We start from the raw sequence: 14,068 nt of genomic DNA, 5'->3' as shown, positions 1-14,068 counted from the left end.
CCATCAAGTACCTACCAAACTAGCAGGTACTTTCCAAGTTGGAAACTACCGACGAGGCGGGGACGGGACCGGTCTCCAGCGGCATGAGGCACACTCGGCACCATGACGAACCGCCTCGCCGATGCGACGTCCCCCTACCTCCTGCAACACGCCGGCAACCCCGTCGATTGGTGGGAGTGGGGTCCGGAAGCGCTGGCCGAGGCGCGCCGTCGCGGGGTGCCGATTCTGCTGTCCGTCGGATACGCCGCCTGCCATTGGTGTCACGTCATGGCGCACGAGTCGTTCGAGCACGAAGGCACCGCGACCCTGATGAACGCGCATTTCGTCAACATCAAGGTCGACCGCGAGGAGCGGCCGGACATCGACGCCGTCTACATGGCCGCCACGCAGGCCATGACCGGTCAGGGCGGCTGGCCCATGACTTGTTTTCTCACCCCGGAGGGCGAGCCATTCCATTGCGGCACTTACTATCCGCCCGCACCGCGCCCCGGCATCCCGTCGTTCACGCAGCTGCTGGTGGCGGTCGCCGAGGCGTGGGAGGAGCGGCCGGACGACCTGCGCGAGGGCGCGAAACAGATCGTCGGGCATCTTGCCGAGCAGAGCGGTCCGCTGAAGGAAGCCGCCGTTGACGCCGACGCGCTGGCTGAGGCAGTGACGAAACTTGCGCAGGAGGCAGACTCGGTGCACGGCGGTTTCGGTGGTGCGCCGAAGTTTCCGCCGTCCATGGTGCTGGAGTTCCTGCTGCGCCACTCCGAGCGAACGGGCTCGGCGGAGGCGCGCACCCTTGCCGAGTCCGCGGCGGACTCGATGGCCCGCGGCGGCATTCACGACCAGCTGGGCGGCGGATTCGCACGCTACTCCGTGGACGCGGAGTGGATCGTCCCGCACTTCGAGAAAATGTTGTATGACAACGCGTTGCTGCTCCGAGTGTACGCGCATCTCGCGCGCCGCGGCTCGGCGTCGGCACGGCGGGTGGCGGAAGGGATCGTCCGGTTCCTTGAGCATGATCTTCTTACGCCGCAAGGAGGTTTCGCAGCTTCGCTTGATGCGGACACCGAAGGCGTCGAGGGATTGACGTATGTCTGGACGCCCGCGCAGCTCAACGAGGTGCTCGGCGAGGACGGTCCGTGGGCGGCTGAGCTTTTCGGTGTCACCGAGGAAGGCACGTTCGAAGAAGGCGCTTCGACCCTGCAATTGCGGGCAGATCCGGACGATTTCGACCGGTTCGAGCGCGTCCGGCAGACATTGCTGGAAGCGCGAGCGTCGCGTCCGCAGCCGGGGCGGGACGACAAGGTGGTCGCGGCGTGGAACGGTCTCGCGATTTCCGCGCTGGCTGAGGCGGGCGTCGCGCTTGAGCGTCCACAGTGGATCGAACTGGCCCGCGGCGCGGCGTCGCTGCTGCTGGACCTGCACATCGTGGACGGACGACTCCGCCGCAGTTCGCGGGACGGCTCGGTCGGGGCACCGGTCGGCGTCCTGGAGGACTACGCCTGCCTCGCGGACGGTCTTCTCGCCCTCCACCAGGCCACTGGCGAACCTCGCTGGCTCACCGAAGCGACCCGGCTGCTGGACGTCGCGCTGGTGCATTTCGCGTCCGACGCCGCGCCAGGTGCGTATCACGACACCGCCGACGACGCGGAAGTTCTGGTGCAGCGCCCGTCCGATCCGACGGACAACGCGAGCCCGTCCGGGGCTTCGGCGCTGGCTGGTGCGCTGCTCACCGCGTCCGCGTTGGCCGGACCTGACCAGGCGGCGCGATACCGCGACGCCGCCGAGCTCGCGCTGCGCCGCGTCGGTCTGCTCGCCGCGCGCGTGCCGCGTTTCGCTGGGCACTGGCTCTCCGTGGCGGAGGCGGCGCAATCCGGGCCGGTGCAGGTCGCCGTCGTTGGCACGGAACGTGCGGAGCTGGTCACCGCCGCCGCGCAGCACATCCACGGCGGCGGCATCGTGCTCGGCGGAGAGCCGGACGCGCCCGGCATCCCGCTGCTGGCCGACCGGCCGCTGGTCGACGGCGAGGCGGCGGCGTACGTCTGCCGCGGTTACGTCTGTGAACGCCCGGTGACTGCTGCGGACCAGCTCATCGCCCAGCTCTGACTAATTCCGCCCCTGGTGAACGCGGTACCCACCACGGTGGAATCAGCGTAGCTTCAGTAGTGACGTAATCATGTAATCAAGGATGGTGGACGTCATGGGGCGAGGTTGGAAAGGCCGGGGCTGGCAGCAGGCCGAGGTGCCGTCGGCGGACGACGCGGCGGCGTGGTTCGGCGGACGGCTCCCGGACGGCTGGTTCACCGGCGACCCGGAACTCACCGTGGACCGCGAAGAGATCCTGATCGTCGGCGAGCTGCCCGCGCTGACCGGCGATTACGCCGACGACGCGGCCCGCGCGGCCGCTGAGGACGGGCGGATCAGCAGGTTCCGCGAGGAAACCCGCGACGAGCGCATCGAAATCGCCCGCCAAGCCGAACACCGCTACCAGCGCAAGGTGGCGTGGGGCGCGAAGCTGGGTGGTACGACGGTGCACTTCACGACGCTGTCGGTGCCGGTGATGACCCGGCTGCGGCAGCCCGAACGGCTGGTCCTCGACACACTCGTGGACGCCGGCGTCGCGCGGTCGCGGTCCGAGGCGCTGGCCTGGGCGGTGCGGCTGGTCGGCGAACACGCGGACGCCTGGCTGACCGAACTGCGCGAGGCGATGACCAAAGTCGACGACCTGCGGTCGAAGGGGCCCGACTTGGGCTGAGCTGCGGAAGATCCTCCGCTGCGGCAGGCTGGTGGCAACCTGCTGCATCGGAGGAACCGTGGACGTCCCTGCTGTGCCCGAGAAAGTGGACCCGGACGCGTTGACCGCCGTCCTCGATGGACGCTGGGCCGGTCTGAAGCGCGACGTGCGTGCGCAGATGAGCACGGAGAAGTTCCGGGACACGATCGGTCTCGACGTCGAGGCGCATCGCGTCCAGGTGCTGGACCAGCTGCGGAAACTCGCCGAAACCGACCGTCCCGCGCTCGGCTTCGACTCCGCGTACGGCGGGCTGAGCGACGTCGGCGGGTCGGTGATGTCGTTCGAGATGCTCGGCTACGGCGACCTGTCGCTGATGGTCAAAGCAGGGGTGCAGTGGGGCCTTTTCGGCGGCGCGGTACAGCTGCTCGGCACCTCGTCGCATCACGAGAAGTACTTGCGCCGCATCATGAATCTGGACCTGCTCGGCTGCTTCGCGATGACCGAGCACGGCCACGGCTCCGATGTCCAGCACCTGCACACCACCGCGACGTACGACCCGGCCGCGCGCGAGTTCGTCGTGCACAGCCCAGATCCCGGCGCCACCAAGGAATACATCGGCAACGCCGCCCGCGACGGACAGCTCGCGGTGGTATTCGCGCAGCTGATCACCGCCGGCGAATCCCGCGGTGTGCATGCTTTCCTGGTCCCGATCCGCGACGAGTCGGGTGCTCCTGCCCGCGGCGTCACCATCGCGGACTGCGGCGTCAAAGCTGGCCTGAACGGCGTCGACAATGGACGGTTGACCTTCGATCAGGTACGCGTGCCACGGGAAGCGCTGCTGAACCGCTTCGGCGACGTAGCCGAGGACGGCACCTACACGAGCCCGATCGAAAGCGACGGCCGTCGCTTTTTCACCATGCTGGGCACGCTGATCCGCGGCCGCGTGAGCGTCGGCGGAAGCGCTGGGTGCGCCACCCAACGAGCCCTGACGCTGGCAATCCGCTACGGCGACCAACGGCGGCAGTTCCAACGCCCGGAAGGCGACGAGGTGGTCATCCTCGACTACCTGGGACATCAACGAAAACTGCTGCCCGCCTTGGCGAAGACTTACGCTCTGCACTTCGCACAGGAGGAGTTGGTCGCCGCCCTGCACGACATCGCCCCCGACGCGCCAGAGGAAGAACAGCGCGAACTCGAATCCCGCGCCGCTGGTTTGAAGGCTCTGAACACCTGGCACGCCACCGCGACGATCCAAACCGCCCGCGAAGCCTGCGGCGGCAGCGGGTACCTGGCAGAAAACTTGCTGGCCGGTCTGAAAGCCGACACCGACGTCTTCACCACCTTCGAAGGCGACAACACGGTGTTGTTGCAGCTGGTCGCGAAGGGTCTTCTGACGCAGTACAAGGAACACTTCGAGGACCTCAGCCCGCTCGCGACCGCTCGGTTCGTCGCCGAGCAGCTGGTGGACACCGTGAAGGAGCACTCAGCCGCATTGCGGTTCGTGGAGCGCCTGACCGAGTCTGACGACGCTTCAGTGCTCTTCGACCGCGAGTGGCAACAGCGTCTCTTCGAGGACCGTGAAGAGCACGTGTTGAGCGGTGTGGCCAACCGCCTCCGTCGGGCTGCTTCGGACCCCTTCGGCGTCTTCAACTCCGTACAGGACCATGTGCTGCTCGCTGGCCGTGTACACGTGGACCGGTTGATTCTCGACGCCTTCGCGCGCGCTGTCGCCGCTTGCCCTGACGAGGATGCGGCTGGGCTTCTTTCGCGCGTCTGCGACCTGTACGCCCTGTCGACGATCGAAGCGGACCGTGCGTGGTTCTTGGAGCACGGCCGGATCTCCGCAAGCCGGTCTAAGGCGGTGACTGCGGCCGTTAACGCGCTGTGCGGGGCTTTGCGGTCCCACGCGCGGACGTTGGTGGACGGGTTCGCGGTGCCGGAGCAGTTCTTGGCGGCCCCGATGCTGAACGGCTGAGCCCGAGCTACCGCGGCCGGGGATATTCAGTCGCCTGCGGGTGCTTCGGAAACGACTCAGGCCGTCCCCAGGCAGCGTGACGGCCTGGAGACGGCCTGAGAAAGATCCACAGAGGTAAAACCCCAGCTAGGAGTACATCGCCAACCAGATCGCGATGTAATGCGACACCGCCGCCAACACCGTGCACGCGTGGAAGAACTCGTGGTACCCGAACGTCTCCGGCCAGTGGTTAGGCCACTTCACCGCGTAGAAAACCGCCCCAACGGTATAAAACAGGCCGCCCACGCAAAGCAGCACCAAAGCCGCGACCCCGGCATGGCTGAGCAGCTCCGGCAGGACGAACACCGCGACCCACCCGAGCGCGATGTAAATCGGCACGCCCAGCCAGCGCGGGGCGTGCGGCCACAGCATCTTCATCGCCACGCCGAGGATCGCGCCGCCCCAGACGATGCCCAGGACGACGTATCCGGTCGGCTTCGACATGGCCAGCAGGGTGAACGGCGTGTAGGTGCCGGCGATGAAGAGGAAGATCATCGAGTGGTCGGCGCGCTTCATCCACTTGTACGCGCGCGGGCTCCACAGCCTGCGGTGATACAGCGCGCTCACGCCGAACACGCCCAGCACGGTGAGGCCGTACACGGACGTCGCCAGCGCCGCTATCGGGGAAACTGTCGACGCGGCGAGGCTGATCAGCGCGGCGGCCGCGGCGACGGCGCCGAAGAACGACCAGAAGTGGATGTGGCCGCGCAGCCGGGGCCGAGTGTCCTCGGGGGCGGGCGGGGGATCGATCGTCACACTCACCGTGCCAAGGCTACGGGACCGTAGGTTTTTTGCCAGCCCCCGTGGCGCGTCACACCTCTGAACAAGGGGTGCGTACGCTCGGGCGGCGTGAGCCTCCGGTCCTTCATGTCCGACGTTGTCTACAGCATCTACAGCCGCCGCCTGATCCAGCAGTCGGCTGGCCGTCATCCCCGGCATATCGCGATCATGCTCGACGGCAATCGCCGCTGGGCCCGTGAAGCCGGGTTCACCGACGTGGCCGACGGGCACCGCGCCGGGGCCAAGAAGATCGCCGACTTCCTCAGCTGGTGCCAGGAAGCCGAGGTCGAGGTCGTGACGATGTGGCTGCTGTCCACCGACAACCTCAACCGCGATCCGGACGAGCTCACCCCGCTGCTGAAAATCATCACCGACGTCACCGACGAACTCGCCGGGGCCGAGGTTCCGTGGCGGCTGCGCATCGTCGGCGCGCTCGACCTGCTGCCGCTCGAGGTGGCGCAGAAGCTCACCGCCGCCGTGGCGCGCACCGAGAACCACGTGGGCATGGAGGTGAACATCGCGGTCGGCTACGGCGGACGGCAGGAGATCGCCGACGCTGTCCGCAAACTTCTCCTGCAGCACGCCGACGAGGGCACTTCGATTCGCGAACTCGCGAAAATCCTCGATGTCGACCACATCTCGGAACATCTCTACACTTCCGGTCAACCGGATCCGGATCTGATTATCCGAACGTCCGGTGAACAGCGGCTTTCCGGATTTCTGCTCTGGCAGTCCGCGCATTCGGAATTCTGGTTCACCGAGGCTTATTGGCCGGCATTCCGGCGCGTCGACTTTCTCCGCGCTCTGCGCGACTATGCCTGGCGGCACCGCCGGTTCGGCGCCTGAGCGGCGGAGAACCGGTCCGGCGGACCCACCCAGCCGGACCGGTCAACCCGGGCCGCGGACGCCGCGAAGGCCCCGGAGCCGGGCTCCGGGGCCTTCGCGTCAAGACGGCTCAGCCGTGGTGGTGCTCCATCGAGTGGGCGATCAGCGCCGGCGTCGTGGCGATGCCGGCGTAGGCGCCCGCGATCACCGAAGCGGCACCGTAGCCCAGCGCGCCGCCGCCTTCGATGAAGGTGGCGTAGGCGTCGCCGAACGTCGGGTCCGGAGCGCCCTGGGTCGCGGCCGGGGAGGCGAACGCCGTCCCGCCGATCATCATCAGACCCGCGGCCGCACCGGCGACAATTCCAGCCTTCTTCAGCACTTCGCACACTCCTAGGTAGAGATACTGGGATTCGGGGCACCGGAGTGTTCCGGTGGTGTGTCCCGCAGTAAGGAAATTACCCCCGAATGGCCTCTAGCGAATGGTGCGTACGCCCATTGTGTGAGCGCTTGAGGGCCCAGTTCACTCGGTCCGGTTCAGTGTCCAGGACGCGAAATGCATTCTGGTCTGCCCCGTGGTACAAGGCCCTTTACCTGGGAATTGCCTGCACTCGGTGATAAATTTTCCATGATCATTCGTCCGGGGGACCCCTCGATGACCGGACCCAGTGACGCTGAGTGATCACTGTGGACGCTCTGTTTCGGGCGACCGACGGTGGGATGACGAATCGGCGAATCACCTGTGTGGCTGCCTGCACGACGCGGCGGACGTAGGTACCTTCCGGGATAGAGGACTCGCGTTCCGTGCGGGTTCTCGCGGGAGGCCCTGGTCGTGGCGTTGATCGAGGGGGCGGCTCAGCCGCCCACGAGATGCACGAGGGGGCCGGCACCCGGCCCTCGTGGCCGTGCCGCCTGACGCAGCCAGCGTCAGGAAGCGCGGACCCAGCCAGGGAGGTGCCCGGCCCAGCGAGTGCGGGCGTGGGGTGCACACGCCCTCGAGGGAGATGCCGTCGTGACTGCGCAGCGTTCACCCCGCAAGGCCTCAGGCCGTTCTTCGACCGGTGCTTCGGCCCCGGAGAAAGCCTCGATCTCGCCCGAATCCCCACGCATCACTTATGTGCTCGACACGTCGGTGCTGCTCTCCGACCCGTGGGCGGTCACCCGGTTCGCCGAACACGCGGTGGTGCTCCCTCTGGTCGTGATCAGCGAACTGGAGGCCAAGCGCCACCACTCCGAACTGGGCTGGTTCGCCAGGGAATCCCTCCGGCTGCTGGACGACCTCCGGCTCAAGCACGGCAGGCTCGACGCCCCGATCCCGATCGGCGACCAGGGCGGCACCCTGCAGGTGGAGCTGAACCACACCGATCCGTCCGTTCTCCCGGTGGGCTTCCGCACCGACTCGAACGACCACCGCATCCTCGCGTGCGCGCTCAACCTCGCCACCGAGCAGCCGGCGGTCACCCTGGTGACAAAGGACATCCCGCTGCGGGTCAAGGCGGGCGCGGTCGGGCTCACCGCGGACGAGTACCGGGCACAGGAGGTCACGCCGTCGGGCTGGACGGGCATGGCGGACGTGGACGCGCCGCAGGAGCTGATCGACACGCTCTTCTCGGGCGGTTCGGCGGATCCGGCGGAGTTCGGGCTCGGCGAGGTGGGCGAACTGCCGTGCCACACCGGGCTGCGGCTGCTCGCGGGCAGCTCCAGCGCGCTCGGCCGGGTCACGGCGGACAAGCGGGTGCGGCTGGTGCGCGGCGACCGCGAGGCGTTCGGCCTGCACGGCCGCTCGGCGGAACAGCGGGTGGCGCTCGACCTGCTGCTGGACTCCGACGTCGGCATCGTCTCGCTCGGCGGCCGCGCGGGCACCGGCAAATCGGCGCTGGCGCTGTGCGCGGGCCTGGAGGCTGTGATGGAACGCCAGCAGCACCGCAAGGTCGTGGTGTTCCGCCCGGTCTACGCGGTCGGCGGCCAGGACCTCGGCTATCTGCCCGGGTCCGAGAGCGAGAAAATGCAGCCGTGGGCGCAGGCGGTGTTCGACACGCTCGGCGCGCTGGTCAGCCAGGACGTGCTGGACGAGGTGTTCGACCGCGGCATGCTCGAAGTGCTTCCGCTGACCCACATCCGGGGCCGCTCGCTGCACGACACGTTCGTGATCGTGGACGAGGCGCAGTCGCTGGAGCGCAACGTGCTGCTGACCGTGCTTTCCCGGCTGGGTTCGGCGTCGCGGGTGGTGCTTACCCACGACGTGGCCCAGCGCGACAACCTGCGCGTCGGCAGGCACGACGGCGTCTCGGCGGTGATCGAGAAGCTGAAGGGACACCCGCTGTTCGCGCACGTGACCCTGACCCGGTCGGAGCGCTCGCCGATCGCGGCGCTGGTGACCGAGATGCTGGAGGACCACGGCTGATCTAGATCCGTGAAGGGCGGCCTGCCGCAGCGATCGCGGTGGGCCGTTCTTCACGGGATCTGCACCGGCAAGCTCATGCGAATCCGGAATGCCGTGGAACACCAGGATTCGGAGCCGCCTCGCCTCGACGAGTGCAGGGAACTCGTCGAACTCGTGTGGTGCTTCCTCAAGTCGACCGACAGGCTTGTCTGCGAGCCACTGGCTGAGGTCGAGCTGACTTCGCCCGAAGACTCTGAAGGCCGTCGACGCACGCTGTCGTTCGAATACGACTTCGGGACGTGGCTGCCCAGATTCTGCGGAGGGCTGCCTCGGGATCACTTCTGCCTGGCACCGCGAGCTGATTGGGCAGAGATCCGTGTTTACGAGGACCGGTAAGCAGCTCGCCGCGCCCAGGGCCGGACGCGGCGAGCTGACGTGTCACCAGCCTGAGGGCAGCGGCCGTCCTTCGGCGAAACCGGCGGCGGACTGCACGCCCAGCACAGCTCGCTCGTGGAACTCCTCGAGCGTGCGCGCACCCGCGTACGTACAGGACGAGCGGACGCCGGAACAGATCGAGTCGATCAGGTCCTCGACGCCAGGCCGGGCCGGGTCCAGCGCCATCCGCGACGTGGAGATGCCCTCCTCGAACAGCGCCTTGCGCGCGCGGTCGAAGACGTTGTCCGTGCGCGTGCGGGCTCCGACGGCGCGCTTCGACGCCATCCCGAACGACTCCTTGTAGGGGCGGCCCTGCTCGTCGTACCGCAGGTCGCCGGGGGATTCGTGGGTGCCGGCGAACCACGAGCCAACCATCGCCGCCGACGCGCCCGCGGCCAGTGCCAGCGCGACGTCCCGCGGATGCCGCACACCGCCGTCTGCCCACACGTGTTTGCCCAGTTCACGGGCGGCAGCAGCGCATTCCGCGACCGCCGAGAACTGCGGGCGGCCGACGCCGGTCATCATCCGCGTGGTGCACATCGCGCCGGGTCCGACGCCGACCTTGATCACGTCCGCGCCCGCGTGGATGAGGTCACGGGTGCCTTCGGCGGTCACGACGTTGCCCGCCACGACTGGCACCTTCGGCGACACTGAACGAACCGCCTTGAGCGCGGCGATCATCTTTTCCTGGTGCCCGTGCGCGGTGTCGACGACCAGCGTGTCGACGCCTGCGGCCAGCACCGCCTCGGCCTTCGCCGCGACGTCGCCGTTCACGCCGACTGCGGCGGCGACGCGCAGCTTCCCGTCGGCGTCGGCGGCCGGGGTGTAGATCTCCGAGCGCAGCGCGCCCACTGCGGTGAGGACGCCGGCCAGGCGACCTTCGGCGTCGAGACCAAGGGCGAGCCGTCCGCCGTGGCTGTGCAGGAGTTCGAAAACCTCGCGCGGCGGCGTGTCCAGCGGCACGGCGACCACGGCCGGCTCGGCGACGTCGGCCAGCCGCGCGAAGCGGTCGACACCAGCGCAGGCGGCCTCGTCCACGATGCCGACCGGCTTGCCGTCGCCGTCGACGATGACGACCGCGCCGTGTGCTCGTTTGTGCACCAGGTTGAGGGCGTCGGCCACCGCGTCGCCGCCGGTGAGGACCAGCGGCGTGTCCCAGACGGCGTGCCGGGACTTCACCCAGGAGACGATTTCGGCCACCGCGGCCGTGTCGACGTCCTGCGGAAGCACGACGAGCCCGCCTCGGCGAGCGACCGTCTCGGCCATCCGCCGCCCGGCGACGGCCGTCATGTTGGCCACCACCAAGGGGATCGTCGCGCCAGTGCCGTCCACAGTGGACAAGTCGACGCCGAAACGGGACTCCACGTCCGAACGGTTCGGCAGCAGGAACACGTCGTCGTAGGTCAGGTCGTGAGCGGGCACGTGCCCATCCAGAAAGCGCACGAGTCCCCAGGCTACGTGGCTTGCGCGCGAGACGCTAACCCGGCATCGCACGTGGGACAATGGCCGGGTGGACAGCCGTGATCGCGATGACCAGGGACGGGCCCGCAACGCCCGCCCGCGTGATGGTCTTGGCCGCCCGCTGCCCTACGGCTCCGACGGCGTGCCGCGTCAGCCCGAAGGCGTGCAGCGGACCCCGGCGGAGACTCTGGCGGAGGCGCAGGACCTGCTGGACGCCGGCCGTCCGTTCCACGCGCACGAGGTCTTCGAGGACGCGTGGAAGGCGACGGACGGGCCGGAGCGCGAGCTGTGGCGCGGCCTGGCCCAGCTGGCGGTGGGGCTGACGCACGCGTTGCGGGGGAACGGGAACGGGGCGGTCGCGCTGCTGGAGCGGGGTGCGGAGAACATCGCGCCGTTCCGGGAGGAGCCGCCGCACGGGGTGGACGTGGCCGGGTTGCAGCGGTGGGCGCAAACGCTTGCGGCGGAAGCTCGGGAGCGGGTTCGGATCGTGCCGGAGGTTCCTCGGCTGGCTCAGTAGGTCCGGGTTTCGGGACTGGTGCGAGCGGAGGTTTTGGTTCGGCTGACCGGGGCCTTGATGCATGGGTGTTTCGCCTGCGCCACCGAGGGCGCTCGGCTTGTGCGGCGGCTGGGCTCGGGGTGGCTGCGGCGGGGAATCGGCCTGCTGGTTGGGCGGGCGAGTCCTCGGCGGTGAGGTCGACCGGTGTCGTGATGCGCGGTGATCCGGCGGCTCGCCTCGATGAGGTGGACGAGCAATGAATTAGCTGCTGTAGCCAGACGCAAGCGTTTGCGGGCGAGCCTCGGCAGTCGAGGCTCGCCGGGCGGGACCAGCGAGCGTGCCGACCCGCCCGGCGAGAAGGGCGGTCAGGCGGCGGGCCACTCGGCCGACGCGGCTTTTTCCTTGCCGATTGTCGTCGCCTCGCCGTGGCCGGTGCGGACGATCGTCGCGTCGGGGAGGGAGAAGAGGCGGTCCCGGATGGATTTCACGATGGTGGGGTAGTCGGAGTACGACCGGCCGGTCGCGCCGGGGCCGCCGTGGAAAAGGGTGTCGCCGGTGAAGAGGACTTCCAGGTCGGGGCTGTGCAGGCAGATCGCGCCGGGGGCGTGGCCGGGGGTGTGCAGCACGGTGAGGTCGGTGCCGGCGACGGTGATGACCTGTCCGTCGGCCAGGTCGCCGTCGGGGGCGCGGTCCGGGTGGGTCAGGTCCCAGACGACACGGTCGGCCGGGTGCAGCAGGATCGGCGCGCCGGTGCGTTCGGCCAGCGCGGGGGCGGCGTTGACGTGGTCGTTGTGCGCGTGAGTGCACACGATCGCGCGGACCGTGCGGTCTCCGACTACGTCCGCGATGGCGTTCGCGTCGTGCGCGGCGTCGATCACGATCACCTCAGCGCCGTCGCCGACGATCCAGACGTTGTTGTCCACGTCCCAGCTGCCGCCGTCGAGCTCGAACACGCCCGACGTGACCAGGTTCTGCACTATGGCCGTCATGCCGCAGACCCTAGTGGCCCGCGGGGCATACCGCCGGTATCTACTTTCGAGTATTCTTACTCGCGGTAAGTTATCCGCGACGACGGGACCGCTCATGACCGACCCCCGGGATCTGCTGGCCGAACCGCTCAAACTGCAATGCGGGGCCGTGCTGCCGCATCGCATCGCGAAGTCGGCGCTCAGCGAGCAGCTTGGCGACCGTCGCAACGCGCCGTCTGACGACCTCGCGCAGCTGTACCGGACCTGGGCGCGCGGGGGTGCTGGCCTGCTGGTGACCGGCAACGTGATGGTCGATCCCACGGCTCTCGGCGAACCGCGCAACGTCGCGGTGCCGGTCGTGCCCGATCCGGCGGCGTATCGGGCGTGGGCGCACTCCGTGGACGGGACCGACGCGCAGTTGTGGGTGCAGCTCAACCACCCTGGCCGGCAGAGTCCCCGGTACTTGTCGCGGCAGCCGGTAGCGCCGTCGGCGGTGCCGTTCGGCGATCGCGGGGTGCGGACGGCGTTCGCGGCTCCGCGCGCGTTGACCGGGGAGGAGATCGAAGCGGTGGTGGCGAGGTTCGCGTTGTCGGCGCGGACGTTCGTCGACGCCGGGTTCGCCGGGATCCAGATCCACGGCGCGCATGGATACCTGATTTCGCAGTTCCTGTCGCCGCTGGTGAATCGTCGCGACGACGAGTGGGGGCGCGACCGCAGCCGGTTCCTGCTCGAGGTGGTGCGCGCGGTCCGGGGCGCGGTCGGGGATCGCGTGCCGGTCTCGGTGAAGCTCAACAGTGCGGATTTCCAGCGCGGCGGCTTCGACGAGGACGAATCGTTGCAGGTGGTCCGGGCTCTTGGCGAGGCGGGGATCGACCTGCTGGAGATTTCCGGCGGCACGTACGAGCGGGCCGTGATGATGGGCTCCGGCCGGGCGAGCACGCAGCGGCGGGAAGCGTATTTCCTGGACTACGCGGCGAAAGCCCGGCAGATCAGCGACGTCGCGCTGATGGTCACCGGCGGGTTCACCACGGCGGCCGGGATGGCGGAGGCGCTGGAATCCGGTGCCCTGGACGTGATCGGGATCGGCCGCCCGTTCACTGTGGACCCCGGTCTGCCGGGACGGCTGCTCGCGGGCGAGGACGTGCGAGCCGAACGGCGGTGCCCGCACACGGGAATCCGGCTCGCGGACAGCCTGCTCGAGATTCAGTGGCACACCCAGCAGATGCACCGCGTCGCCGCGGGCAAACCAGTGGACCTGAAGCGTGGCGCGTGGCGGGCGCTCGCCCAAGCCGGGCTCAGCGATCCGCTGAACGCGTTTCGCCGGGTACGCGCGTGAGCCGCCGGTCGGCGACCCGGGCACCGCTGGCGAGCACGATGAAGAAGACGCCGATGAGCAGGCAGTTCAGCGCGACCTGTCCGTAACCGAGGTTGTCGGCGTTGACGAATGGGTACGGGTAGTAGCCGTCGATAGCGCCGCGGACGAGCGTGAAAACCAGCCACACCAAGGGGTAGACGAGCGACCACCAGACGGTGCGCCATTCCAGCACGCGCGGGGCGAAAAACAGCCAGCCGAGCACGCACAGCACCGGAGTGACCCGGTGCAGCAAGATGTCCGCGGCCAGGCTTAGCCCGTGCAGTTCGTACAGTCCGGCGAGCGCGACCTGGTAGACGACACCGGTGACGACGATCCCGACCAGCGCGTCGAGCCACAGCACGCGCATCAACGGGGAGTTGCCGCGTCCGCGAGCGAAAGCCGCACTGGTGACGAGGACGAGAACGTTCGAGATGATCGTGAAGTAGGTGAACAGGTTCGCCACCCGCCCGCCGAAGCTGGCGTACCGGCCTTGCGGCGGCACCAGCGCGACGATCTGGACCACGAGCGCGGCCAGCACCACGACCGCGGTCACCCCGAACCACAACCGGGCCAGTGCGTTCTTGGACATGCCGGTGACAGTACGTCTCCGGCGTGGTCCGGCTGGCCCGACAC

The 14,068-nt window shown here is 68.7% G+C and carries 12 protein-coding genes; 7 read left to right on the top strand and 5 right to left on the bottom strand.

The window, feature by feature from the left end; translation table 11 throughout:
• Window positions 1-102: 102 nt before the first annotated feature.
• The 3 genes from ACWGIC_RS17850 (at window position 103) to ACWGIC_RS17840 (ending at window position 4,697) form a co-directional block, all read left to right on the top strand.
• The gene (locus ACWGIC_RS17850; protein ID WP_452077030.1) at window positions 103-2,094 is read left to right on the top strand and encodes a thioredoxin domain-containing protein; all 1,992 of its coding nucleotides are present in this window, start codon (window positions 103-105) and stop codon (window positions 2,092-2,094) included.
• Window positions 2,095-2,188: 94 nt separating this feature from the next.
• Window positions 2,189-2,743 carry a hypothetical protein gene (locus tag ACWGIC_RS17845; RefSeq protein ID WP_452077029.1) on the top strand — a complete coding sequence of 185 codons (555 nt, stop codon included), beginning with the start codon at window positions 2,189-2,191 and terminating at the stop codon, window positions 2,741-2,743.
• 58 nt (window positions 2,744-2,801) lie between these two features.
• Window positions 2,802-4,697, top strand: a complete 1,896-nt coding sequence (locus tag ACWGIC_RS17840; protein ID WP_452077028.1) for an acyl-CoA dehydrogenase family protein — start codon at window positions 2,802-2,804, stop codon at window positions 4,695-4,697.
• Window positions 4,698-4,823: 126 nt separating this feature from the next.
• On the opposite strand, the gene trhA is transcribed toward ACWGIC_RS17840, so the two are convergent.
• Window positions 4,824-5,498, bottom strand: a complete 675-nt coding sequence (gene trhA / locus ACWGIC_RS17835; protein ID WP_452077027.1) for a PAQR family membrane homeostasis protein TrhA — start codon at window positions 5,496-5,498, stop codon at window positions 4,824-4,826.
• Window positions 5,499-5,603: 105 nt separating this feature from the next.
• Between trhA and ACWGIC_RS17830 the strand changes: the two genes are divergently transcribed.
• The gene (locus ACWGIC_RS17830) at window positions 5,604-6,362 is read left to right on the top strand and encodes an isoprenyl transferase (RefSeq protein WP_452077073.1); all 759 of its coding nucleotides are present in this window, start codon (window positions 5,604-5,606) and stop codon (window positions 6,360-6,362) included.
• 109 nt (window positions 6,363-6,471) lie between these two features.
• Here ACWGIC_RS17830 and ACWGIC_RS17825 read toward each other — a convergent pair whose 3' ends face one another.
• Window positions 6,472-6,720, bottom strand: coding sequence for a hypothetical protein (locus ACWGIC_RS17825; RefSeq protein ID WP_452077026.1), 249 nt, complete (start codon window positions 6,718-6,720; stop codon window positions 6,472-6,474).
• Between the two features lie 735 nt (window positions 6,721-7,455).
• On the opposite strand from ACWGIC_RS17825, the gene ACWGIC_RS17820 reads away from it, so the two are divergent.
• Window positions 7,456-8,742: a PhoH family protein gene (locus ACWGIC_RS17820; RefSeq protein WP_452077072.1), complete on the top strand. Its 1,287-nt coding sequence runs from the start codon at window positions 7,456-7,458 to the stop codon at window positions 8,740-8,742.
• 417 nt (window positions 8,743-9,159) lie between these two features.
• Here ACWGIC_RS17820 and guaB1 read toward each other — a convergent pair whose 3' ends face one another.
• Window positions 9,160-10,599: a GMP reductase gene (guaB1, locus tag ACWGIC_RS17815; RefSeq protein ID WP_452077025.1), complete on the bottom strand. Its 1,440-nt coding sequence runs from the start codon at window positions 10,597-10,599 to the stop codon at window positions 9,160-9,162.
• 67 nt (window positions 10,600-10,666) lie between these two features.
• Here guaB1 and ACWGIC_RS17810 point away from each other — a divergent pair, with 67 nt between their 5' ends.
• Window positions 10,667-11,134, top strand: coding sequence for a DUF309 domain-containing protein (locus tag ACWGIC_RS17810; protein ID WP_452077024.1), 468 nt, complete (start codon window positions 10,667-10,669; stop codon window positions 11,132-11,134).
• Between the two features lie 344 nt (window positions 11,135-11,478).
• Here ACWGIC_RS17810 and ACWGIC_RS17805 read toward each other — a convergent pair whose 3' ends face one another.
• Entirely contained in the window at window positions 11,479-12,102 is a 624-nt protein-coding gene (locus ACWGIC_RS17805) for an MBL fold metallo-hydrolase (RefSeq protein WP_452077023.1), read from the bottom strand.
• Between the two features lie 94 nt (window positions 12,103-12,196).
• Here ACWGIC_RS17805 and ACWGIC_RS17800 point away from each other — a divergent pair, with 94 nt between their 5' ends.
• The gene (locus tag ACWGIC_RS17800) at window positions 12,197-13,417 is read left to right on the top strand and encodes an NADH:flavin oxidoreductase/NADH oxidase family protein (protein WP_452077022.1); all 1,221 of its coding nucleotides are present in this window, start codon (window positions 12,197-12,199) and stop codon (window positions 13,415-13,417) included.
• Here ACWGIC_RS17800 and ACWGIC_RS17795 read toward each other — a convergent pair.
• A complete protein-coding gene (locus ACWGIC_RS17795) occupies window positions 13,377-14,024 on the bottom strand; it encodes a Pr6Pr family membrane protein (RefSeq protein ID WP_452077021.1) in 648 nt (215 codons plus the stop codon). The genes ACWGIC_RS17800 and ACWGIC_RS17795 overlap by 41 nt on opposite strands.
• Window positions 14,025-14,068: the final 44 nt, after the last annotated feature.

This window comes from Amycolatopsis sp. NPDC054798, from assembly GCF_053611505.1.
The sequence above is the reverse complement of the archived record's forward strand: the minus strand, read 5'-3'. Positions and strand labels throughout refer to the sequence as shown.

Coding starts and splice junctions, on each gene's coding strand:
- ACWGIC_RS17850 (WP_452077030.1), top strand. CDS start 103: ATGACGAACCGCCTCGCCGATGCGACGTCCCCCTACCTCCTGCAACAC.
- ACWGIC_RS17845 (WP_452077029.1), top strand. CDS start 2,189: ATGGGGCGAGGTTGGAAAGGCCGGGGCTGGCAGCAGGCCGAGGTGCCG.
- ACWGIC_RS17830 (WP_452077073.1), top strand. CDS start 5,604: ATGTCCGACGTTGTCTACAGCATCTACAGCCGCCGCCTGATCCAGCAG.
- ACWGIC_RS17805 (WP_452077023.1), bottom strand. CDS start 12,102: ATGACGGCCATAGTGCAGAACCTGGTCACGTCGGGCGTGTTCGAGCTC.
- ACWGIC_RS17800 (WP_452077022.1), top strand. CDS start 12,197: ATGACCGACCCCCGGGATCTGCTGGCCGAACCGCTCAAACTGCAATGC.
- ACWGIC_RS17795 (WP_452077021.1), bottom strand. CDS start 14,024: ATGTCCAAGAACGCACTGGCCCGGTTGTGGTTCGGGGTGACCGCGGTC.